The 19522-nt window shown below is 68.5% G+C and carries 20 protein-coding genes and 2 tRNA genes; 10 read left to right on the top strand and 12 right to left on the bottom strand.

The genetic code is table 11. The annotated features are described in order from the left end of the window. Positions 1-136 precede the first annotated feature (136 nt). The 4 genes from OG205_RS31555 to OG205_RS31540 all read left to right on the top strand — a co-directional run bounded on the left by OG205_RS31555 (position 137) and on the right by OG205_RS31540 (position 1760). Entirely contained in the window at positions 137-307 is a 171-nt protein-coding gene (locus OG205_RS31555) for an antitoxin (protein ID WP_330271601.1), read from the top strand. Beyond that, positions 308-949: a putative glycolipid-binding domain-containing protein gene (locus OG205_RS31550; protein ID WP_330271600.1), complete on the top strand. Its 642-nt coding sequence runs from the start codon at positions 308-310 to the stop codon at positions 947-949. It abuts the gene before it with no gap. Positions 950-1053: 104 nt separating this feature from the next. Then, entirely contained in the window at positions 1054-1395 is a 342-nt protein-coding gene (locus OG205_RS31545) for a helix-turn-helix domain-containing protein (RefSeq protein WP_330271599.1), read from the top strand. Further along, positions 1392-1760, top strand: coding sequence for a DUF5753 domain-containing protein (locus OG205_RS31540; protein WP_330271598.1), 369 nt, complete (start codon positions 1392-1394; stop codon positions 1758-1760). Before OG205_RS31545 ends, OG205_RS31540 begins: the two co-directional genes overlap by 4 nt. Before the next feature lie 163 nt (positions 1761-1923). On the opposite strand, the gene OG205_RS31535 is transcribed toward OG205_RS31540, so the two are convergent. Then, positions 1924-4032 (bottom strand): S9 family peptidase, encoded by a 2109-nt coding sequence (locus OG205_RS31535; RefSeq protein ID WP_330271597.1) that lies wholly within the window; start codon positions 4030-4032, stop codon positions 1924-1926. A 29-nt stretch (positions 4033-4061) separates the two neighbouring features. Further along, positions 4062-4667 (bottom strand): DUF4097 family beta strand repeat-containing protein, encoded by a 606-nt coding sequence (locus tag OG205_RS31530; protein WP_330271596.1) that lies wholly within the window; start codon positions 4665-4667, stop codon positions 4062-4064. Positions 4668-4854: 187 nt separating this feature from the next. On the opposite strand from OG205_RS31530, the gene OG205_RS31525 reads away from it, so the two are divergent. Further along, entirely contained in the window at positions 4855-5565 is a 711-nt protein-coding gene (locus OG205_RS31525; protein WP_330271595.1) for a helix-turn-helix domain-containing protein, read from the top strand. On the opposite strand, the gene OG205_RS31520 is transcribed toward OG205_RS31525, so the two are convergent. Genes OG205_RS31520 through OG205_RS31500 form a run of 5 tightly spaced genes read right to left on the bottom strand, consistent with a single transcriptional unit; the run spans position 5562 to position 12241 of the window. Further along, a complete protein-coding gene (locus OG205_RS31520; RefSeq protein WP_330271594.1) occupies positions 5562-6746 on the bottom strand; it encodes a thiolase family protein in 1185 nt (394 codons plus the stop codon). The two genes, OG205_RS31525 and OG205_RS31520, sit on opposite strands and share 4 nt — an antisense overlap. Positions 6747-6764: 18 nt before the next feature. Further along, a complete protein-coding gene (locus OG205_RS31515; protein ID WP_330271593.1) occupies positions 6765-8489 on the bottom strand; it encodes a hypothetical protein in 1725 nt (574 codons plus the stop codon). 19 nt (positions 8490-8508) lie between these two features. Then, positions 8509-10053 (bottom strand): hypothetical protein, encoded by a 1545-nt coding sequence (locus OG205_RS31510; protein ID WP_330271592.1) that lies wholly within the window; start codon positions 10051-10053, stop codon positions 8509-8511. Positions 10054-10062: 9 nt separating this feature from the next. Continuing rightward, a complete protein-coding gene (locus tag OG205_RS31505) occupies positions 10063-11031 on the bottom strand; it encodes a prephenate dehydrogenase (RefSeq protein WP_330271591.1) in 969 nt (322 codons plus the stop codon). A 4-nt stretch (positions 11032-11035) separates the two neighbouring features. Then, entirely contained in the window at positions 11036-12241 is a 1206-nt protein-coding gene (locus OG205_RS31500) for a M20 metallopeptidase family protein (RefSeq protein ID WP_330271590.1), read from the bottom strand. 60 nt (positions 12242-12301) lie between these two features. Here OG205_RS31500 and OG205_RS31495 point away from each other — a divergent pair, with 60 nt between their 5' ends. From OG205_RS31495 to OG205_RS31485, 3 genes are all read left to right on the top strand, one after another. Continuing rightward, on the top strand, positions 12302-12790 hold the full coding sequence (locus tag OG205_RS31495) for a tRNA adenosine deaminase-associated protein (protein ID WP_319976138.1): 489 nt from the start codon (positions 12302-12304) through the stop codon (positions 12788-12790). Positions 12791-12804: 14 nt separating this feature from the next. Next, positions 12805-13236, top strand: a complete 432-nt coding sequence (locus OG205_RS31490; protein WP_330278270.1) for a nucleoside deaminase — start codon at positions 12805-12807, stop codon at positions 13234-13236. A gap of 32 nt (positions 13237-13268) precedes the next feature. Next, positions 13269-13353 (top strand) — tRNA-Ser (locus tag OG205_RS31485). Positions 13354-13396: 43 nt separating this feature from the next. On the opposite strand, the gene OG205_RS31480 is transcribed toward OG205_RS31485, so the two are convergent. Both OG205_RS31480 and OG205_RS31475 read right to left on the bottom strand, forming a co-directional pair. Next, a complete protein-coding gene (locus OG205_RS31480) occupies positions 13397-14164 on the bottom strand; it encodes a maleylpyruvate isomerase family mycothiol-dependent enzyme (RefSeq protein WP_330271589.1) in 768 nt (255 codons plus the stop codon). Positions 14165-14166: 2 nt separating this feature from the next. Next, positions 14167-14937 (bottom strand): maleylpyruvate isomerase family mycothiol-dependent enzyme, encoded by a 771-nt coding sequence (locus OG205_RS31475; protein ID WP_330271588.1) that lies wholly within the window; start codon positions 14935-14937, stop codon positions 14167-14169. Between the two features lie 199 nt (positions 14938-15136). On the opposite strand from OG205_RS31475, the gene OG205_RS31470 reads away from it, so the two are divergent. After that, on the top strand, positions 15137-17575 hold the full coding sequence (locus tag OG205_RS31470; protein WP_330271587.1) for an endonuclease/exonuclease/phosphatase family protein: 2439 nt from the start codon (positions 15137-15139) through the stop codon (positions 17573-17575). A gap of 26 nt (positions 17576-17601) precedes the next feature. Here OG205_RS31470 and OG205_RS31465 read toward each other — a convergent pair whose 3' ends face one another. From OG205_RS31465 to OG205_RS31455, 3 genes are all read right to left on the bottom strand, one after another. After that, a complete protein-coding gene (locus OG205_RS31465; RefSeq protein ID WP_330271586.1) occupies positions 17602-18243 on the bottom strand; it encodes a GOLPH3/VPS74 family protein in 642 nt (213 codons plus the stop codon). Then, positions 18243-18905: a GOLPH3/VPS74 family protein gene (locus tag OG205_RS31460; RefSeq protein ID WP_330271585.1), complete on the bottom strand. Its 663-nt coding sequence runs from the start codon at positions 18903-18905 to the stop codon at positions 18243-18245. The genes OG205_RS31465 and OG205_RS31460 overlap by 1 nt, the downstream gene beginning before the upstream one ends. A 59-nt stretch (positions 18906-18964) precedes the next feature. Further along, a tRNA-Ser gene (locus tag OG205_RS31455) sits at positions 18965-19049 on the bottom strand. A gap of 130 nt (positions 19050-19179) precedes the next feature. Here OG205_RS31455 and OG205_RS31450 point away from each other — a divergent pair. Beyond that, a complete protein-coding gene (locus OG205_RS31450; protein ID WP_319976132.1) occupies positions 19180-19518 on the top strand; it encodes a YciI family protein in 339 nt (112 codons plus the stop codon). Positions 19519-19522: the final 4 nt, after the last annotated feature.

The following is a 19522-nucleotide window of genomic DNA, read 5'->3' as shown; positions in this document are numbered from 1 at the left end:
GGCGGCCGACCAGGCGGCGGTAGCGACATCTTCGTTGTCACCCAGCCAACTTGTCCAGGTGGAGTTAGCGTGATCGCCGGCTATCAACACGCGGGCCCTACTCGGGTACTCTGCGGCAGGGACGAAGGAGCATCACATGAACTTCGACGAGATCAAGAACAAGGCCCTGGACCTGGCCGAGCAGAACCACGAGAAGGTCGACCAGGGCATTGACGCCGCGGCGGACTTCGTCGCAGGCAAGTTCGGCCACGAAGACCAGGTCGACTCGGTAGCCACGAAGATCAAGGACATCCTTCCAGGTGGATGAGTGAACTCCTTCAACGCCACTGACGCGGGGCGGGTCACCTCCACCGGAGAGACCCGCTCTCCTTCTGCCCGCAGGCCCGAGATGATCACCTGGCAGGGCATCCACGAGCCGCGGCTGGAACAGGTACGCCTGCTCCTCTCGAACGACCAGCGCCTGCGCGCGTCCGGTCGTCTGGTCGCCGCAGGCCCCGACGAGCAGTTCAACGCCTCCTTCGAGGTGTCAGTGGGCGAGAGCGGCCAGGTGAACCGCCTGCTGCTGCGCACCGCCACGGTTCTCGAGGAGCGCCAGTGCTCCCTTTCGCGCACCGAGGACGGAGCCTGGCTGGTCGACCACGGCCAGGGCAGCAAACGTGAGACGTTCAACGACGCGCTGGACGTCGACGTCCAGTTCGCCGTCCTGTTCAACGCCATCCCGATCCGCCGCCTCGGTCTGCACCGCGAGCCGGGCGAGCACGCGCTGCCCGTCGTGCGGGTGTCGCTGCCCGACCTGACCGTGAAGGCCGTGACCCAGACCTACAAGACGGTGTCCGTCGCGGACGACGTCTCCGTCGTGCGGTTCAAGAGCGGCGGATTCGAACAGAACATCAAGGTCGACCCCAACGGCCTGGTGGTCGAGTACCCGCTGATCTCGAAGCGGATTTAGAACCGCTCCAAGAAGTACTTCCTTCGTGGCGAGTCGCATCCAAACGATGGAGGAGCGGGGTTCTGGGGTTCTAGCTTCCGACCATGCCGAAACGATTTTCGAGCGTGGTCGGTCGCTCGTTCGGTGATGGCGTCCGTGCCGTCATCGAGGCAACCGGGATGCCCCAGCGGCGGATCGCCGAACTGCTTGATTTTGAACAGGCCAAGGTCTCTGACCTGGTCAACGGCAAGGGTGGGGTCACCGAGGTCGAGCTCGCGATGCTCCTCGGCCTCTGCCAGGCCGAGCCGGACGAGGCCCGCCGCCTGCTCGCGCTCTACGGAGAGACTTGCGAAAAGGGCACAACTCCTGTTCTGCGAATCCGGTGTGCCGGAACAGATCCGCAACCTGGCCGAGCAGGAACGCCTCGCCAACAAGATCTTCGTCTGGTCAGCTCGAACGGCGGGTGATCTTCCACAGCAGCCGTGAGTTCACCTTCTACGTGCACGAGCAGGCGCTTCGGCTGCCGGTCGGAGGTCCGGCGCTGATGAGGGAGCAGTTGCTGTACCTGCTCGCCATGTCGGCGCGTCCGTACATCACGCTCCGGATCGTGCCGACGAACATCGGTGCGCACGCCGGACTGGGTGGTTCGTTCGTTCAACTGAAGTACTACAAGTACGAGCCGGCGGTCTTCGCCGAGACCTTCAATCCGGGTCTCATCGTCGAGGACACGGGATCCCTGGCCGCCTACGAACTGGTGCTGAAGCAGCTGGACCGGCAAGCCCTGGACGAGGACCAATCGCGGAAGTTGGTCACCAGCCTCCTTCCCGGCTAGGCGCCGAAATTGTCAGACCTCCTTGAGATGATTGGGATGGGGACCCGTACCCCCCAGGGGGCCTCCATTCTGTATCGATTCCGGGGACGCGAAGGCGCCGACCGCCCCTCACCTGTGTCGGTGAAAGGCGGTCGGCATCAGTGGTCCAGGTCAAGGCTGGTCGCTAGACCATCTCGCCCAGCACCTCGGGGTCGATGACGATCGGCGCCGGACGGTAGGCCGGCGGCTCGACCCCCATCAGCGAACGCACCAGGAAGTCCCAGGACTTCGTGCGCACGTACGCGATCCGGTCGATGAACAGGTGCTCGGCCCCAGGCACGATCACGAGCTCGAACTCCTTGCCCGCGGCGATGAGCGCGTCCGCCATCCGAAGCGAGTGGTCCGGGTGCACGGTGTCGTCGAGCTCGCCGTGGATCAGCAGCAGCTTGCCTTCGAGCTGGTCCGCGATCTCGACGTTCGAGGCGCGAAGCCAAGCCGAAGGGTTGTCCGGGCCGTCGACGGTCTCGGCCCAGCCCAGTCCGATGTACCTGGCGTCGTGCGAACCCGACAGCGCGACACCGGCGCGATAGGTCTCGGGGCAGGCGAGCACTGCCCGTCCCGCAGCGAATCCGCCGCCTGAGTGGCCCATCACGCCCACTCGGGAGAGGTCCATCCACGGCCTCGACTCGGCCAGCTGGTGCAGTGCCGCCACGTGGTCCTCCAGGCTGCCCGCGGCGGCCAGGTTGCCGTACGAGACGTCGTGGAAGGCCTTCGAACGGCCCGGCGTGCCGCGACCGTCAAGAGCGATCACGACGAAACCGAGTGCTGCCAACGGTTCCGCGTCCAGGCCCATGCCGCCGGGGTCGAAGCACGGTTCGACACGGGTGACCTGCGGGCCGGGGTAGACGCTGTCCACCACCGCGTAGCTGGCGGACGGGTCGAAGTCGCGCGGCTTGTAGAGAACGCCGTAGATGTCGGTGGTGCCGTCGGCTGCCTTGACGTGGAAGCGTTCCGGGGGCGTCCAGCCTGTGGCGAGCAACCGGCTGATGTCGGCCTGCTCCAACGAGACCAGCACTTCGCCGCTCCACGAACGCACGACGGTCACCGGCGGCGTGTCCACAGTGGATGACGAGTCGACGAAGTACTCGCCGTTCGGGGACACCGTGACGACGTGGTCCAGCGAGTCGTCCGTGACGACTGCGAAGCCGGTGCCGTCCAAGGCGACGCGGCACACCGTGCGGCGGTACGGGTCCTCGGGCACTAGGCCCGACGCGGTGAAGTACACGACGCCGTCGGAGACGTGCAGGATCTCGCGGACCAGCCATTGGCCCGTGGTGACCTGGTTGAGCAACGCGCCGGTGTGCAGGTCGTAGCGGTAGAGGTGGCCCCAGCCGTCGCGCTGCGAGAACCACAGCACCTCGTCGGCCAGCACGCGGACGATGGGCATGCCGTAGATCAGCTGGTTGGGGCCTACGCGGTTGGAGCCCGTCTCGCTGACCACGACGGTGACCTCGCCCGACGAGGCGTCCATCCGGTTCAGGGTCAGGGTGTGCTGGTCGCGGGTGCGGGAGAGGAAGTAGACCGCCGTGCTGTCCTCGGACCACCACGCCCAGCCTGCCATGAGCGGGGAGAACTCCGGCATGAGCAGCGGTTCGCACTGGGCGTGCACCGCCTTGCCCGCGGCGATGTCGAACACGACCAGCTCGGCGAGGGGCATGTGTTCGTCGCCGGGGTAGGCGTAGTGCTGGGTGTGGGTGACGGGGGCGCCGCCGTCGGCCGGGCGCGATTCGACGAGGTGGGTCTTGCGGACGTCGCGCTGGTCGGTGCGGTGGGCGAGCACCTTGGACGAGTCGGGTGACCAGGCCAGAGCCGGTGGCATGTAGGGGAGGCCGAACTTGCGCATCAGCGTGCCGTAGCTCATGGCGTCCGGGCCGTATCCGTAGCCGTGGCCCGGAACGCCGTCCGAAGTCAGTGCCCACTCGCGCTCACCTGAGCGGGCCCACAGGTCGTGGCCGCGCCGCGAGACCGCGACCTTGCCGTCGGGGGAGGGGACCTCCAGCGGGTTGCCGGGTACGGCAACGAACGGCATCGGGTCGAAGTCAGGGGTGCGGGTGCCCGCCGCCGGGTCGACGACGACGAACTGGCGGTCGGCGCCGTCGCGGAGCTGGTACCAGAAGCGGCGGCCGTCTTCGATCCACTGTGGACGGACCTTGTCGCCGACGACCAGTTCGCCGGGGGCGGCGGGGCGGCGGAGGAGTTGTTCTGCGGCTTGGTAGTTGGCGGTGGTGCTCATGGTCTCTCTCCCCAGGTTCGGTGGTGTGGTCAGAGGCTGCGGGCGGTGATGTCGCCGTACGACGTGGTGGCGCGGATCGTCAGGTCCGGCGCGTCGGCGTTGCGCAGCGCGTTGTTGACGCGGCCGTACGAGGTGCCGGCGTCGAGTGCGGCGGAGAGTCCGGCGGCGACGCTGACGTTGATGTCGCCCTTCAGGGTGGTGATCTCGGCGGAACCGTTGAGGCGGCCGACCGTGACGTCACCGGCCTGCGTCACGAGGCGGACGTGCGCGGCCTCGTCGATCTTGATGTCGCTCTGTGCCGCCTCGAAGGCGATGTCACCGAGCCGGCCGACGCCGCGGAACTCGGCGCTGGCCGCCTTGGCCTCGACCCGCGAACCGGCGGGCAGCTGGACGGTGACCTCGACGGCTCCGGACGAGCCGAGGATCTTGTTGCCCGCCTCGGTCGTGATGCGCAGGACGCCGTCGGCGAAGTCGACCTTGATCTTCTCGGCGGCCTTCACGTCGCGGCTCTGCGCGGCGTTGGCCGGCAGGACCTCGACGGCGGTGTCGGCGCGGTCGGCGGCGATGAACTGAACGCGCCCGGCGGGGATGTCGAGGATGGCGGCGATGGGGGCGGGGGTGGCGAAGGTCTGCATCTCTGGCTCCTGTGGCTCGTTGTTTCTGATGAGCGAAAAGCTACGTTGCGTTTCCAGATTCAGGCAACGAGTTCGTTGCGATGGAAGCGCATCGACGCAGCTCAAAGCCGCAAGATCGTTGCAACGGGATGTAGATCTAATGCAACGACTGTTGCAATGAGATGAAGGTGAAAGCTATGGTCCTGGAATGCCAGGAGGTCGACTCACCCAGGAGGAACGCCGTCAGATCGCCATCGGCCTGTCCGACGGCCTCGCGTACGCGGAGATAGCGAGGAACCTCGACCGGCCCACCTCGACGATCACGCGCGAGGTGATGCGCAACGGAGGTCCGGCCGGGTACAAGGCCGACATCGCCCACCTCGCAACGGAACGCCGTGCGCAACGGCGCAAGCAGGCCGCACCTCGCCGACCAGCGGCCGAGCGCGCGGACGGCCGTGACCTGGAGGCGGTGCGGGAGTTCGAGGAGTTGTTCTCGGGCATCTTCGTGGGCCAGGGCCTGTCGAAGATGCCGGCGAGGGCCCTCGCGAGTCTCTACGCGACCGACTCCGGCAGCCTGACCGCGTCAGAACTGGTGGGGCACCTGCAGGTCAGTCCGGCTTCGGTCTCGAAGGCCATGTCCTACCTGGAAAGTCAGGGCCTGATCGGGCGCGAACGCGACGAGCGCCGCCGCGAGCGTTACGTCGTTGACGACGGCGACATCTGGTACCAGTCGATGATCGCCAGCGCCGCCGGCACGACGAAGCTCGCCGAGGCCGCGCGGCAGGGTTCCGGCGTCCTCGGCTCCGGCACCCCTGCCTCCACCCGGCTGGAGAACATCGCGCGGTTCCTCGACTTCGTCAGCGAGAGCATCGTCCGCGCGGCCGAGCAGGCGCGCGACATCCTGCACTCGAAGGACTAGACGCGGACCGCCACGGCCACACCCTGGCCGACGCCGACACAGGCCGCCGCGATGCCGATGCCGCCGCCACGCTGCCGCAGGTGGCGGCACAGGTCGACGATCACGCGCGGCATCGAGGCGCCGAGCGGGTGGCCGTAGGCGATCGCGCCGCCGTGGACGTTGACCTTCTCCTTGTCGATCTCGGGAAGGTGGTGCACCACCGACAGGGCCATCGCGGCGAACGCCTCGTTGATCTCCCACAGGTCGACCTGCTCGGCCTCGATGTGCAGGCGCTTCAACAGTTTCCGGATCGCGGACACGGGCGCGATGGTGAACCGGTGCGGCTCCTCGCCGGTGGTCGCCGACCCGAGCACCTCGCCCAGCGGCTCGACGCCCAGTTCGGACGCAATCGCCTCTGTGCCAAGCAATGCAGCCAAAGCGCCGTCGTTCAACGGTGATGCGTTGCCCGCCGTCACCGAACCGGTCTCCGAGAACGCGGGCTTGAGCTTCGCGAGCTTCTCGATGCTGGTGTCGGCGCGGACATTCTCGTCGCGCCGGATCGCCGTTCCGTCCGGCAACTGCACGGGGAACGCGAAACCCTCGTGCACACCGGCATCCCACGCCGCGGCGGCGCGACGGTGTGAGCGCAGGGCGAAGTTGTCCATCTGGTCGCGGGTGATCCCGAGTTCGTGGGCGACGTTCTCGGCCGCCAGGCCCAGCGGCACGGTGTAGTGCTTGGGCATCCGCGGGTTCACCAGCCGCCAGCCGAGTGCCGTCGAGACGGTCTCCAGGCGATCCGGGAAGGCCTTGTCCGGGCGGGCCGTCACGAACGGCGCCCGCGACATCCCCTCGACACCACCGGCGACGATCAGGTCGGCGTCTCCGGTGATCAACGCCCGCGCGCCCTGGATGATCGACTCGCCACCCGAGGCGCACAGCCGGTTCAGTGTCACGCCCGGCACGGAGACCGGCAGTCCCGCCAGCAACGAGGCCATGCGGGCGACGTTGCGGTTGTCCTCGCCGGCGCCGTTCGCGTCACCCAGCAGCACGTCGTCGATGCGCGCCAGGTCGAGCGACGGGTAGCGGCGCAGCAGGTCGACGATGGGCAGCGCCGCGAGGTCGTCCACCCGGATGCCGGACAGACCTCCCCGGTACTTCCCGAACGGCGTGCGGGCGGCGTCGATGATCAGTGCGCGTGCCATACGTCCATCTTGCGGCATTCACGGCTTGAGCAAAAAAGGAACGTAACCCGTCTCGGGGTGCACCTCTGAATCGGTGCTGAAGGCCTTCACCTCGATGGCGTGCGCTCCCGCGGTCATCGCCCCCGTGTTGAGTGAAATCCGCCACCGGCCCGCGGCGGCGGGACCGTCGGCCGTCGTCGGGACGGTGGCGACGTGGTTGCCGTCGAGCCTGATCTCGAACCCGGCGAGGCCCGCCACGGCCACGTCGAGGGCGTTGACCCGGACCTCCAGAACGACCCGGCCGCGGTTGAAGGCGGCGCCGTTCTCGATGGGCTGGCCGCTCGCGTCCAGGACCTCGGGGATCGGGTCGGCGAGCGTCGGCTTGGCCTCCACCAGGGGTGTGCCGGGCTGGCGTCGCGGCTCCTTCTTCGGGCCGGTCAGTTCGACGTCGGTGTGGGTGACCTGGATGCGTTCCTGCGTGACGAGCTGCACGTTCAGGTTGTCGGTGAAGGCCTCTTTGGGCAGATCGGCGACGGCCGGGTACTCGGCGCCGGGCTTCCAGGGCGTGCCCTCGATCGCAGGCCTGAGCGGTACCTGGACGCCGTTGACCTTGACGGCGGTGACCGGCTCGCTTTCGCGCGACGGAATGAGAGCGATGCGCAGCTGACCTGCGGTGACGTCCGCGATGGGGTTGGCGCTCGTGCTCGCGGGGCCGTCCACGCGGACCTGCGGCGTCGGGCCGGCGAGCGGCGCGTCGGCCTTGGCGGTGCGGTAGCCGATCAGGTCGACGCCGGCGCGGATCCGGTCGCCCGCCAGTGCCGCGACGCCGACCAGCGCGGTCGCCTCGCGCCACGGCGGCACGAACGGCGAGGTGGCGAGGACGTCGCCGTTGCGCATGACCTCGATGCCTCTGGGAGTCAGCACGACCTCCCAGCGCACGGTCACACCCGGCAGGGCAGCCGGCACGGGCTTGAGCGCGGTGCCGTTCGGGACGAGCTCGACGATCGAGTTGCCGGAGTTGTCGGTGGAGACCGTGGCTCGGACGGTGTTCGGGAGCACCGGTTCGCCCTGCACGCTGACCGGGCCCGGCACGAGGTCGAGCAGCAGCTTGCCGCCGGTGCTCGGAGCGTCGGTCTCGACCACGAGTCGGCTCTCGTCGTCGCTGCGGACGAACGGCGTGCGCGACCGCAGCGTCACCGCGCGGGTGCCGCAGCTGCTGCTGATCACGAGCCGGTCGTGGTCGTCCTCGTCGCCGCTGGTGGCGCGGGCGCAGTCGGTGCGCTTGGAGAGCCTCCAAAGCTGGAGGTCGGGTTCGTCGGAGGAGTCGAAGCGGTCGACGAACGTGTACGGGGCGTTGTCGGGGAGAGGGGTCGCTCTGGTCTGAGCGGGCTGCGATCGCTGGCCGAACGAGTCGACCGCGCGGACCTCGATCTGCTGCTCACGGCCGTTCTCCAGGCCGTTGAGCTGGGTGCCGGGACGGGTGATGAACCTGACCTTTTCGCCCCACCGCACTTCGTACGCCGGCGCGTCCCCGGTCCAGCTGAGCCGGATCTTGTGGTGGCCGGCAATCGCGACGACGTTCGTGGGAGCGCCGGGACGACCTTGTGGGCCCGGCACCAGCACCTGCTCGGCCACGTACGGCTTGAGCTTCGTCGGTGCCGGGGGAGCTACGGGCAGGCCCGAGTCGCTCCCGCCGGTGTCGCGCAGGACGATCACGCCCGCCACCAGCGCGAGGCCCACGACGACGAAGGCGACCCGCTTCATAGCGGTCACGCTAGGGCGTTCACCCCAGCTCGAACACGGTTTCCGCGATAACGGGTTCGCCACCGTCCGCCGGAAGGACGCTGAGCTTGAGCCGAGCGTGCGCCGAAGGGGTCAGCTTCGTGGTGTCGAGCCAGAACTCGTGCCTGCCCGGAACGCCAGGGCCCTGCTCGTTGGTGGGCATCGCGACGATCCGCCTGCCGTCGAGTTCGAGCTCGATGCCGCGGTGCCCGATGGCGTTGACCTCGGCCGTGATGAGGACGCGTCCCTTGCCGGGCAACGGTTGCGGGGGCTTGGTGCCGTCCTCGTGCATGACGTGCAGCCGTGGCTCGCCGGTCTTGATGCCGCCGGGCCGGTCCGCGAGCCGGGGGAGCGTGCCGGGGCGGCTCTCGGGTTTGCGGATGACGACGAGCTGGGCTTCCTGGGCGGCGACCTTTCCCGCGCTGAGCGGCAGTTCGGTGACCGTGACCTGGCCCGCGTCCGGCCTGACGAGCTTCGCGGCCACGACGTCCTGCGGCAGTTCGACGTCCTTGTCGAGCGAGATGACCTCGGTGGGCACGACGCGTTCCGGCACGCCCCCGACGCCGAACGCGTCCAGGAAACCGCCGCCGTCGATGCGGATCCGCGGGTGCACCAGCCGATCCCTGATCGCGACGGGCTCGTAGGCGACCACGACGCCGTCCCGCAACGCGACCACGGCCTCGGGCAGCACCCGCATCTCCCAGCGGTGCCGCACGCCCGCGACGAGCCCGGTCATCGGTGCGTCGCCCAGATCGATCTGCTTGCCGGTGCGGGGAAGATCGGGGTCGGCGACGATCCGCGTGCCCTGCGTCGTGATGTCGAGGCTGACCGCGCCCTTCGGCTGCGCGTCGGTCTCCTTCAGGTACTGCCACGGATCGGGCAGCAACGTCAGCCGCACGTGGCTCGACTCGACCGCGCCCGCGACGCTGATGATCGCCCGGCCGGTCGCGCCGTCACTCGCAGGCACTCCGAACCGGATCGGGGTGTTGCTCTGGAAGGCGGCCATCGGGCAGTCGACGTCGATGCGCTTGCTCTGCCCGAACTGCCTGAGCCCCAGGCACTCCGGTTCCGCCTCGACCCGCCACTTCCGCGGATCGAGCGCCTCCGGGCCGTCGAACCTGTCCGCCTGGCCGACGAGCTGGTCCTCCCACTTGCCGTTGTAGACGTCCTTGGGCGTCGCGGCGATCTTCAGCGGCTCACTGCGCCTGCCGGTCGCGCTGACCGCCCGGATCTCGACCTCGGTCTGGGTGTCGGAGTTCAGGTTCGGCAGCTCGACCTCGGGACCGGGCACGAGCTGTTCGTTGCCGTTCCAGCGCACCTCGTAGGCCGGCGCCGACCCGTTCCACGCGATCTGCAGCGCGTCCACGTCCAGCGCCTGAGCCCTGGCGTTGGACGGTTTCACCGGCTCCTGGAGCGCGACGACCTCGACGCCGTCAGCCGTTTCCTTCTTGAGGGTGTCCGGCGCGTCACCGGCCCGGAGCACCACGACGGCGGCCACGACGAGCGCGAGTCCACCGAGTCCGCCGGCGAGCGTCCGTCGATCCACTCGGCGACCCTACGACGTTTCCGCTTGCGCGGTGCTGCCGTTCAGCCCAACCACACGTCCGCCACGAGACCCAAGATTCCGCAGCGCCGCGAGTGCTCCCGGCTTGGTCAGATCGATCGTGATCCTGGTGCGCTGTGGCTGGTTGACCAGCACGTTCCGGCCGTCGTGCCCGGCCTCGATGGTCTTCGCCAGACCACCGGTGGACGCCAGCGAACCCCGTGCCGCGCCGAGCCGTCCCAACGCGTCGTCCACGGCCATCAGCAGCGCGTCCCGGTTCCCCTCGCACATGGCCCTGACGAGCTCCGGCCTGCTCCCCGCGACCCGTGTGCCGTCCCCGAAACTGCCCGCCGCAAGCGCCATGGCGAGAGGCCCGCCGTCCGCCCCGACCGCGGCCAGGATCGCCGCCATGATGTGCGGCAGGTGGCTGATCCGCGCCACCGCCTCGTCGTGCTCCTCCGGCGTCGTCGGCACCACGTGCGCGCCGAGGTCGAGCGCGAGCTGGATGACGTCGTTGAGGTGGTCGTCGGCCTCCTCGGGCGTGACGACCCACGCGGCGCCCTGGAAGAGGGTCTTGCTGCCGGCGCCCCACCCGCTCTTGCTGGTGCCGGCCATCGGGTGCCCGCCGACGAAGCGGACGTCCTTCGCGTACCGGTGCACGGCGTCGTGCACGGGCCCCTTGACGCTGGTCACGTCCGTGAGCCGGGTGCCGGCGGGGACCTTGCGGAGCAGGTCCGGCAGCGCGGGCATCGGCACGGCGAGGACGACGAGCGCCTCGGCGCTCCGGCTGAGGGCCTCGTCCACACTCACGATGTCGAAGCCCTCAGCGCGCGCGTTGTCCGCGTCCTCTTTGCTCGCCGTCGCACCCCACACCGTGCGCCCGGCAGCCTTGGCGGCCCGCAGCACGGACCCGCCGATCAGTCCTAGTCCGATCACGCACACGTCTCGCACGGCGCCCATCATTCCGTGCGAGGCGTACATGTAACTAGCGGAGGGCGTCCAGCGCGAACGCCGCGTACATCGCCACCCCGTGCTCCATGGCGGCCTCGTCGAACAGCACCCGGTTCGAGTGGTTCGGTGCGGCCTCCTCCAGGTCGACGCCCCGCGGGCAGGCCCCGAGGAACGCCAGCGCACCCGGAACCCGCTGCAGCACGTAGGAGAAGTCCTCCGCTCCCATCAGCGGATCCTGCATCGGCTCGCTCCACGAGGGACCCATCGCCGCGGCCGCCAGATCCACCACGTGCTGCCCGACGACGTCGTCGTTCACCGTCACCGGATAGCCCGGCACGATGCTGACCTCGGCGTGGCACCCGTAGGCGGCGGCCGTGTGCTTGATGGCCTGCTTGAGGTCCTTGTGCACGAGCGCGCGCGTCTCCTCCGACAACGTCCTGATCGTCCCGTCGAGGGTGGCGACCTCGGGGATGATGTTCGTCGTCGTGCCGGCGTGGATCTGCGCCACGGTCACCACGGCGGGCTGGTGAACGCTCACCCGCCGTCCGAGCATCGTCTGGATCGCCCCGACCATCGCGGCCGCGGCGGGCACCGGGTCCAGCGCGTTGTGCGGCATCGCGCCGTGACCGCCGCGACCCTTCACGTGCACGTGGAACGAGTCCGCGGACGCCATCATCGGCCCCGGCCGGCACGTCACCACGCCCGACTTCATCGTGGACGTGATGTGCAGCGCGAACGCCTTCTCCACGCCGTCGTCGAGCAGGCCCTCCTCGATCATGTGTCGGGCGCCGTGATGGCCTTCCTCGCCCGGCTGGAACATGAACAGAACGCGACCCTTGAGCGCGTCACGCCGGTCCGCCAGCAGCCGCGCGGAGGAGGCCAGCATCGCCACGTGCGTGTCGTGACCGCAGGCGTGCATGTTGCCGTCCACTTCGGACGCGAACGGCAGGCCGGTCGCCTCCTGGAGCGGCAGGCCGTCCATGTCGCCGCGCAGCAGCACCGTCGGCCCCGGGCGGTCGCCCTCGAGCACCGCCACGACCGAGGTCGACGACTCGCCCTTCGTGACCTTGACAGGCAACCCCTCCAGCGCGTGCAGAACGGCGGCCTGCGTCTTGGGGAGGTGAAGTCCCTGTTCAGGGTGCCGGTGGATCTGACGGCGCAGCGCCACCGTGCGGGGCTGGAGCGAACGAGCCCCTTCGAGCAATCCGGCGAGACGGGGGTCCGGCGTAGTTGTGCTCATCTTCCGATGGTGCCACCACCTCGGCTACCGGGAAGGTCGTCTGGGCCCTACGGTGTGCACATGACACAGCAGGAGCCGGTCAACGGCTTCGCGGTCGCGGTCGTCCGAGAGGACGGCCGCTGGCGGTGCAGCAGGATGGACAGCTCCGCGCTGTCGGAGCTGGACGCGGCGATCACGGAGCTGCGCCAACTGAGGTCGACAGGAGCTGTGTTCGGTCTCCTCGCCGTCGACGACGAGTTCTTCATCATCCTGCGTCCCGTGCCGGGTGGCGTGGCGCTGCTGCTGTCCGACGCGGCCGCCGCCCTCGACTACGACATCGCGGCCGACGTCCTCGATCTCCTCCGCGTCGACCCACCGGACGAAGAGGACAACGAACTCTGGCCGGAAGGCGACCTGGGCGTCCTGACCGACCTGGGCATGCCCTCGCACGAACTCCAGATCATCGTCGACGAGGTCGACCTCTACCCGGACGAGCAGCTCCAGATGATCGCCCAGCGCATCGGCTTCATCGACGAGCTCACGAAGCTGCTCGACACGATCCAGGCGTGATCACTGCCGAGGACATGGTCCGAGCCGCCCTGAAAGCGGCCTCGCACGCAGGCGCGGACGTCCCGATCGGCGCCGTCGTCTTCGCGCCGGACGGCTCCGTACTCGCGGAAGCCTGCAACGCGCGCGAAGCCTTGGGCGACCCGACCGCGCATGCCGAGATTTTGGCGCTACGGGCCGCTGCCGCGAAGTACGGCGACGGCTGGCGGCTCGACGGCTGCACGCTCGCCGTGACGCTGGAACCCTGCACGATGTGCGCGGGCGCCCTGGTGCTCGCCCGTGTTTCGCGTCTCGTCTTCGGCGCCTGGGAGCCCAAAACCGGGGCTGTGGCGTCGTTGTGGGACGTCGTGCGCGACCGCCGGCTCAACCACCGGCCCGAGGTGCAGGGCGGTGTGCTGGAACAGGAGTGCGCTGACCTGCTCGAACGCTTCTTCCGGACCCAGCGTTAAGCCAGTCGCGCGGGCTGTGTATTGTTCTTATCGGTGGCGTGTCCGAGCGGCCGAAGGAGCACGCCTCGAAAGCGTGTGAGGTGAAAGCCTCCGTGGGTTCAAATCCCACCGCCACCGCTGTTGAAGGGCCCCGGAGCAATCCGGGGCCCTTCTTGCATTCTCAGAACCGCATCGCGCCCAGGAACTGCTCCGCCAACCCGGCGTCCCCGGTCACCTCAAGACCTGTGACCCCACGCCGTTGGTACAGCGCCAGCAAGATGTCCATGACGGGTCCCCGCACCGCCACCGACCACTTCTCCTCGTCGTCCACCAGCCTCGGCTCGGCCCCGCTCAAGTCGACCGTCCACATCTGCGCGGTGTCCGTCGTCTCGAAGTACAGGACACCGGAACCGAGCAGTTCGGATGCGGCCGGCCGAAGGTCGAAGATGATCCAGGCGATCGTGGTCATCCACTCGTACAACGTGTCGTAGGCGACCCTCTCGTCCACCTCGAACGGCAGGCCGAGCGCGTCGAAGGCGTCCCAGCGGTGGATCACCGTCTCGTGCGCCATCCGCCTCGACCAGAAGTCCGGACCTGGCCGGCCGGGCCGCAGCACCGCGATCATCTCCAGGCGGTCGACGGGCATCGTGTCCGCGATCAGCGAAGCGCCCTCGACCAACCACGGGCCCAACTCCGCAGCGGTCTCGCCGGTGTATCCGGAGACCGAGTGCGCCTTGCTGAGTGACCTGTCGACCTCCGGAAACCGCTCCCCGACCATCTGCGCGATCCACCGGTGCGCGTAGCCGAGGTGGCGCAACAACTGGTTGAGCGTCCAGTTCGGTGTGGCCGGCACCGGGATCGAGAGATCGGCGCCCTCGATCCCCGTGACCAGCAGCGAAGTCTCGGAGACGATGGTGTCCAGGCGTTCCTGGTAGCTCAGTGACCCCATGGTCAAAAACGTACGCGCTCCAGGAGCGACGACAGCAGGGCCGCGTCCCCGAACACCTCCAGCCCCTCGACCGACCGCCGCCGATAGACAGCCAGCACGAGGTCGACGACGGGTCCGCGCAACGCCACCGAAGCCTTCGCGTGCCCCTCCTCGACCACCGGCGCGGGACCGGTGAGATCGATCACGAACTCCGCCTCGACGTCCGTGGCGTGCAGGTGCACGGTTCCGGAACCGACAAGAGGAGCGGTCTGCTCGGGCCACCGCTGGAACGCATAGGGCAGCGCGAGACCGGTCCACTCGCGCAGCGTGTCCTGAGCGAGTTCCGGGTCCAGCGAGAACGGCAGGCCGAGCGCGTTCAGGGCGTCCCACCTGTGGATCACGGTCTCGTGCGTCATCCGCCGCGACCACACGCGCGGACCGGGGAAGCCGCCCAGCGGCGCGATCATCTCGTCCGGGTCTACCTCCCTGAGCACCTCCGCGAGTGAGGCGGCGCCCTCCCGCAGCCACGGGATCAGCACGGACGGGGACTCACCCACATACGAGGACAGGAGTTGGGCGGCGTTGCGGGAGAAGTCGATCTCCGGCAGCCTGTCGCGGAGCATCGAGTCTGCCCAGCGGTGTGCGTGGCCGACGTGGCGGAGCAGTTGGTTGAGAGTCCAGTCCGGGGCCGACGGGACCTGAATGCCCAGGTCAGCGTCGTCCAGGGAGGCGACCAGCAGTTCGGTCTGGTTGATGATCTCGGCGCAGCGGCGCTCGTAGCTCGGAATCCCCACGTACCAAATGTAGGGACGCCGGCCGGTGCCTGGGAGGGGCCCACAGGCCGGCGTTCCGAAATGGAGCATACACCATGATCGAACACTTGTTCGAGTGATCATTGATGGGCCAACCGGTTAACCGTTAGTAACAACGGCTACCAAAGCTCACTCGATCGGGGAAAGATGCGTCGGTCCGCCGCATCCCCTGGAGGAAGTTTTGAGACCCACCCTGCCCGTCGTCGGGACAGCGGTGGCGGCACTCGTGCTCGCCGCCGTCCCCGCCGTCGCCGCACCCAGCACAGACGCGTTGATCTCTGAGGTCTACGGGGGCGGCGGCAACTCCGGCGCCACCCTCAAGCAGGACTTCGTCGAGCTCGCGAACAAGGGCACCACCCCGATCGTGCTCGACGGCTTCAGCGTCCAGTACATCTCGGCGACCCCCGGCGCGAGCACGCAGTGGGGCGTCACCCCGCTGGCCGGTTCGATCGCGCCCAGCAAGACGTTCCTCGTCGCGCAGGCCAAGGGCACCGGCGGCACCGTCGACCTGCCCGCCCCGGACGCCACCGGCACGATCGCCATGAGCGCCACCGGTGGCACCATCGCGCTGGTCAACGGCACCGCGGCGCTGACGTGCAAGACGGTCGCCGACTGCGCGGCCGACCCGCGGATCAAGGACCTCGTCGGCTTCGGCACGGCCGTGGTCCGCGAGGCCACCGCGACGAACGCGCTGAGCAACACCACCTCGGCGTCGCGCAAGACGGGTCTCCCCGACACGGACGACAACTCCGCGGACTTCACCGTCGGCGACCCCACCCCGACCAACTCCAAGGGTGAGATGACCCCGGGCGGCGGCGACCCGGATCCCGACCCGGAGGACCCCACTCCCGGCGACAAGCGCATCCGCGACATCCAGGGTGTCACGCGCATCTCGCCGCTCAACGGCCAGAAGGTCACCAACGTCCCCGGCGTCGTCACCGGCACGCGCGCCTCGGGTGACCGCGGCTTCTGGATCCAGGACACGGCACCGGACAACGACCCGCGCACCAGCGAGGGCGTCTTCGTCTACACGGCAGGCACTGCGCCGACCGTGGCCGTCGGCGACAGCGTGGTGGTCAGCGGCACGATCGCCGAGTACCGGCCGGGCGGTGAGACGGGCTCCAACCAGACCCTCACCGAGATCACCGCGCCCACCACGATCACGGTCTCCAAGGGCAACCCGATCCCGGCGCCGGTCGTCGTGAAGAACATCCCGACCGGCTACCTGCCCGCTCCGGGCGGCAGCATCGAACAGCTCCCGCTGGAGCCCGCGAAGTACGGCCTCGACTACTTCGAGTCGCTCGAGGGCACGCTCGTCCAGGTCGACGACGCCCGCGTCGTGGGCCCGAGCAACACGTTCGGCGAGGTCTGGGTGACGGTCAACCCCGACCAGAACAAGAACCTGCGCGGCGGCACGACCTACACGAGCTACGAGCAGGCCAACAGCGGTCGCTTGAAGATCAAGACCGCGGGCACGCTGCCCGCCTCGAACGTCGGTGACGTGTTCGCCGGCGCGACCGTCGGCGCCATCGAGTACACGAACTTCGGCGGCTACACGCTGGCGGCGCTGAACCTCGGCACCCACGCGTCGTCCAACCTGCAGCGCGAGATCACCGCGCAGCAGAAGGAGTCCGAGCTCTCGGTCGCGACCTACAACGTCGAGAACCTCGACCCGTCCGACCCGCAGGAGAAGTTCGACCGGCTCGCCGAGGGCGTCACGACGAACCTGCGCAGCCCGGACGTCGTTGTGCTGGAAGAGATCCAGGACAACAACGGCGCGACCAACGACGGTGTCGTCGCGGCGGACCAGACGCTGCAGAAGTTCTCCGACACGATCGTCGCCAAGGGTGGCCCCCGCTACCAGTGGCGGCAGATCGACCCGGAGAACCTCAAGGACGGCGGCGAGCCCGGCGGCAACATCCGTGTCGGCTTCTTCTTCAACCCGCAGCGAGTGTCCTTCGTGGACCGTCCCGGCGGCGACTTCAAGACGCCCGTCCAGGTCGTGAAGAAGAACGGCCGCGCGGCGCTTTCCGCGTCACCGGGCCGGATCGACCCGCTCAACGACGCGTGGGCCAGCAGCCGCAAGCCGCTCGCCGGCGAGTTCAAGTTCCGCGGCCGCACGGTCTTCGTCGTCGCGAACCACTTCAACTCCAAGGGCGGCGACGAGGCCATCCACGGCCGCAACCAGCCGCCGAACCGCTCGTCCGAGGTGCAGCGCGCCAAGCAGGCCGCGTCGCTGAAGACGTTCACGGAGCAGATCCGCGCGATCGACAAGGGCGCCAACGTGGTGCTTGCGGGCGACCTGAACGACTACCAGTTCTCGCCCGCCGTCAAGGCCCTCACCGGCGACGGCAACCTCAAGGCGCTGATCGACACGCTGCCCGCGAACGAGCGGTACAGCTACGTCTTCGAGGGCAACTCGCAGACGCTCGACCACCTCGTGATGAGCAAGAACATCACGCGCTTCAGCTACGACGTGGTCCACATCAACGCCGAGTTCGCCGACCAGGCGAGCGACCACGACCCGCAGATCGTCCGCGCCCGCCCGTCCACGGGTGACGCGAACGTCGACAGGATCGTGTTCGCGCTGGAAGACATTCTCGACTGCCTGAAGAAGTAACCGCGTCTACTGCTGCCGTCGCCGCGTCATCCACTCGATGCGGCGGCGGCAGCTGCCGTTGCGGCACCCACGCCGGCCTGGATCGCCTCGATCGCCCTGCGCACGGCGTCGCCCGCCCAGTTGCCGGTGGCGATGTCCTTGGCGCGCTTGTTCATGTCGCGCTTGTCGCCTTCGATGGCCTTGTGCACGGAATTCACCGCGTACAGCAGCGTGATCAACGACCCGGTGCGCGCATCCGCGCCCCGGTAGCCGTGCGCGACCTCGGTGACCGCTTTCCGCACGTCGTTCTGCGCGGCCTCTTTGGTGATCACGTAGCTCTTCGCCGGGAAGATCCCCATCACCTTCCGCGGCTCCACCCGCACGACGCCACGGCTCTCCAGCTGCGCGGCCACGTTGTCCCGCAACTGCTTCCGGACGCGCTCGACCGCGCGCTGCGGCTTCATCGGCTTGTCGAGCCGTGTCACCGACTCCTGCAGCACCGGGTCCTTCAGCGGTGTCGGATCGACGATCTGGAGCTTCTTGCCGTTGGGATCGAACGCGACGCGGCCCGAGTTCGCCAGCTCGATGAGCACGGCACCGGCGAGCGCGTTCTCCACCGACGACGAGTCGGCGCGCAGTTTTCCGTTCTGCTCGTTGATGAACAACAGCATCAGGTCTTCGTGCAGCATCAGCGCGAACCTCCAAACGAAGCGGCCGACATCGACGAGGCCACTATCCCCCACGACGTCGCTTTGGATGTCGTGTCCATGATCAGCGCCACGGCCTCAGCGGCCCAGTCGCCGTCGGCGATCTCTCCGGCCCGCGCGTTGACCTTGGTCCCGTCGATGATGCCTCGGAACACGTCGTTCACGGCGTTGACCGCGTACAGCAACGACATCAACGCGCGGATGTGCTCGTCCGGCGCCCGGCGTCTCCATGCGGCCTTGCAAATGACGTCCCGGAGGTCGGTGATCACCTGCGGGTCCTGGATCACGTAGCGCTCGGTGGGAAAGATCCCGAACATCCTGGTGTTCTCGAGCGTCAGCACACCCTGGTCCACGAGCTGCGCCATCACGTTGTCCCGCACGTGAGGGCGCAGCCTCTTCACCGCCCGCGTCGGTTCCATCGGCTCGTAGAGCCGGATCAGTGACTCCTGCAGGAGCTCGTTCTCCAGCGGTGTCGGGTCCACAACGGCGAGCTTCACGCCGTCGGCGTCGAACGCCACCCGCCCGGAGTTGACCAGTTCCAGCAGCACGGCGGCGGCCAGGGCGGTGTGGATGGACGCGGTGTCCGACAGCACACGGCCGGTCTCGTCGTCGAGGAACAGCAGCATCAGGTCTTCGGGCAGCATGCCCCCACAACGCGCGAAAGGCGCCGAACGTTGAAGTTCGGCGCCCTTCGGAACGAGAGCGGAGGATACGGGATTTGAACCCGTGAGGGGGTGAACCCAACACGATTTCCAGTCGTGCGCACTAGGCCGCTATGCGAATCCTCCGTCGAGAACCTTACCGGACGGGTGTTCCGGGGCCCAAAACGGGGGTCGCCGAAAAAAGTTCGGGGCCTGTGTCGATCTGGCGTCTGCCCGCTCGTCGTGATCCCGTAAGACCGGACCGAGGAGGGCATTCGTGAAGTACATGCTGTTGATCTACGCGGCCTCTGACCAGCAGGCGAGCTGCACCGTCCAGGACTGGATCGCCTACGAGAAGGAGATGAAGGACGCGGGCGTCCTCGTCTCCGGGCACTCGCTGGCCGACCTGGTCACGGCGACCACCGTCCAGGTCGGACAGGACGGGAAGCGCACCGTCACCGACGGGCCGTTCGCCGAGACCCGCGAGGTGCTGGGCGGTTACGACATCATCGACGTGCCGGACCTCGACGCCGCGCTGGAGTGGGCCGCGAAGTGTCCCGGCTCGCGCGACGGCGGGGCTGTGGTCGTCAGGCCGATCGCCGAGTTCGACTTCTGATCCG

Source organism: Lentzea sp. NBC_00516, assembly GCF_036346835.1.
Lineage (GTDB): Bacteria > Actinomycetota > Actinomycetes > Mycobacteriales > Pseudonocardiaceae > Lentzea > Lentzea sokolovensis.
This window is presented reverse-complemented; position numbering and strand designations above follow the sequence as displayed.

Bases quoted from the DNA above. Each gene is read 5' to 3' on its own strand.
- OG205_RS31555 (WP_330271601.1), top strand. From the start codon at position 137: ATGAACTTCGACGAGATCAAGAACAAGGCCCTGGACCTGGCCGAGCAG.
- OG205_RS31465 (WP_330271586.1), bottom strand. From the start codon at position 18,243: ATGCTGCACGAAGACCTGATGCTGTTGTTCATCAACGAGCAGAACGGA.
- OG205_RS31460 (WP_330271585.1), bottom strand. From the start codon at position 18,905: ATGCTGCCCGAAGACCTGATGCTGCTGTTCCTCGACGACGAGACCGGC.
- OG205_RS31525 (WP_330271595.1), top strand. From the start codon at position 4,855: ATGCCAGGAGGTCGACTCACCCAGGAGGAACGCCGTCAGATCGCCATC.
- OG205_RS31520 (WP_330271594.1), bottom strand. From the start codon at position 6,746: ATGGCACGCGCACTGATCATCGACGCCGCCCGCACGCCGTTCGGGAAG.
- OG205_RS31500 (WP_330271590.1), bottom strand. From the start codon at position 12,241: ATGAGCACAACTACGCCGGACCCCCGTCTCGCCGGATTGCTCGAAGGG.
- OG205_RS31530 (WP_330271596.1), bottom strand. From the start codon at position 4,667: ATGCAGACCTTCGCCACCCCCGCCCCCATCGCCGCCATCCTCGACATC.
- OG205_RS31535 (WP_330271597.1), bottom strand. From the start codon at position 4,032: ATGAGCACCACCGCCAACTACCAAGCCGCAGAACAACTCCTCCGCCGC.
- OG205_RS31480 (WP_330271589.1), bottom strand. From the start codon at position 14,164: ATGGGGTCACTGAGCTACCAGGAACGCCTGGACACCATCGTCTCCGAG.
- OG205_RS31495 (WP_319976138.1), top strand. From the start codon at position 12,302: ATGACACAGCAGGAGCCGGTCAACGGCTTCGCGGTCGCGGTCGTCCGA.
- OG205_RS31490 (WP_330278270.1), top strand. From the start codon at position 12,805: ATGGTCCGAGCCGCCCTGAAAGCGGCCTCGCACGCAGGCGCGGACGTC.
- OG205_RS31515 (WP_330271593.1), bottom strand. From the start codon at position 8,489: ATGAAGCGGGTCGCCTTCGTCGTCGTGGGCCTCGCGCTGGTGGCGGGC.
- OG205_RS31505 (WP_330271591.1), bottom strand. From the start codon at position 11,031: ATGTACGCCTCGCACGGAATGATGGGCGCCGTGCGAGACGTGTGCGTG.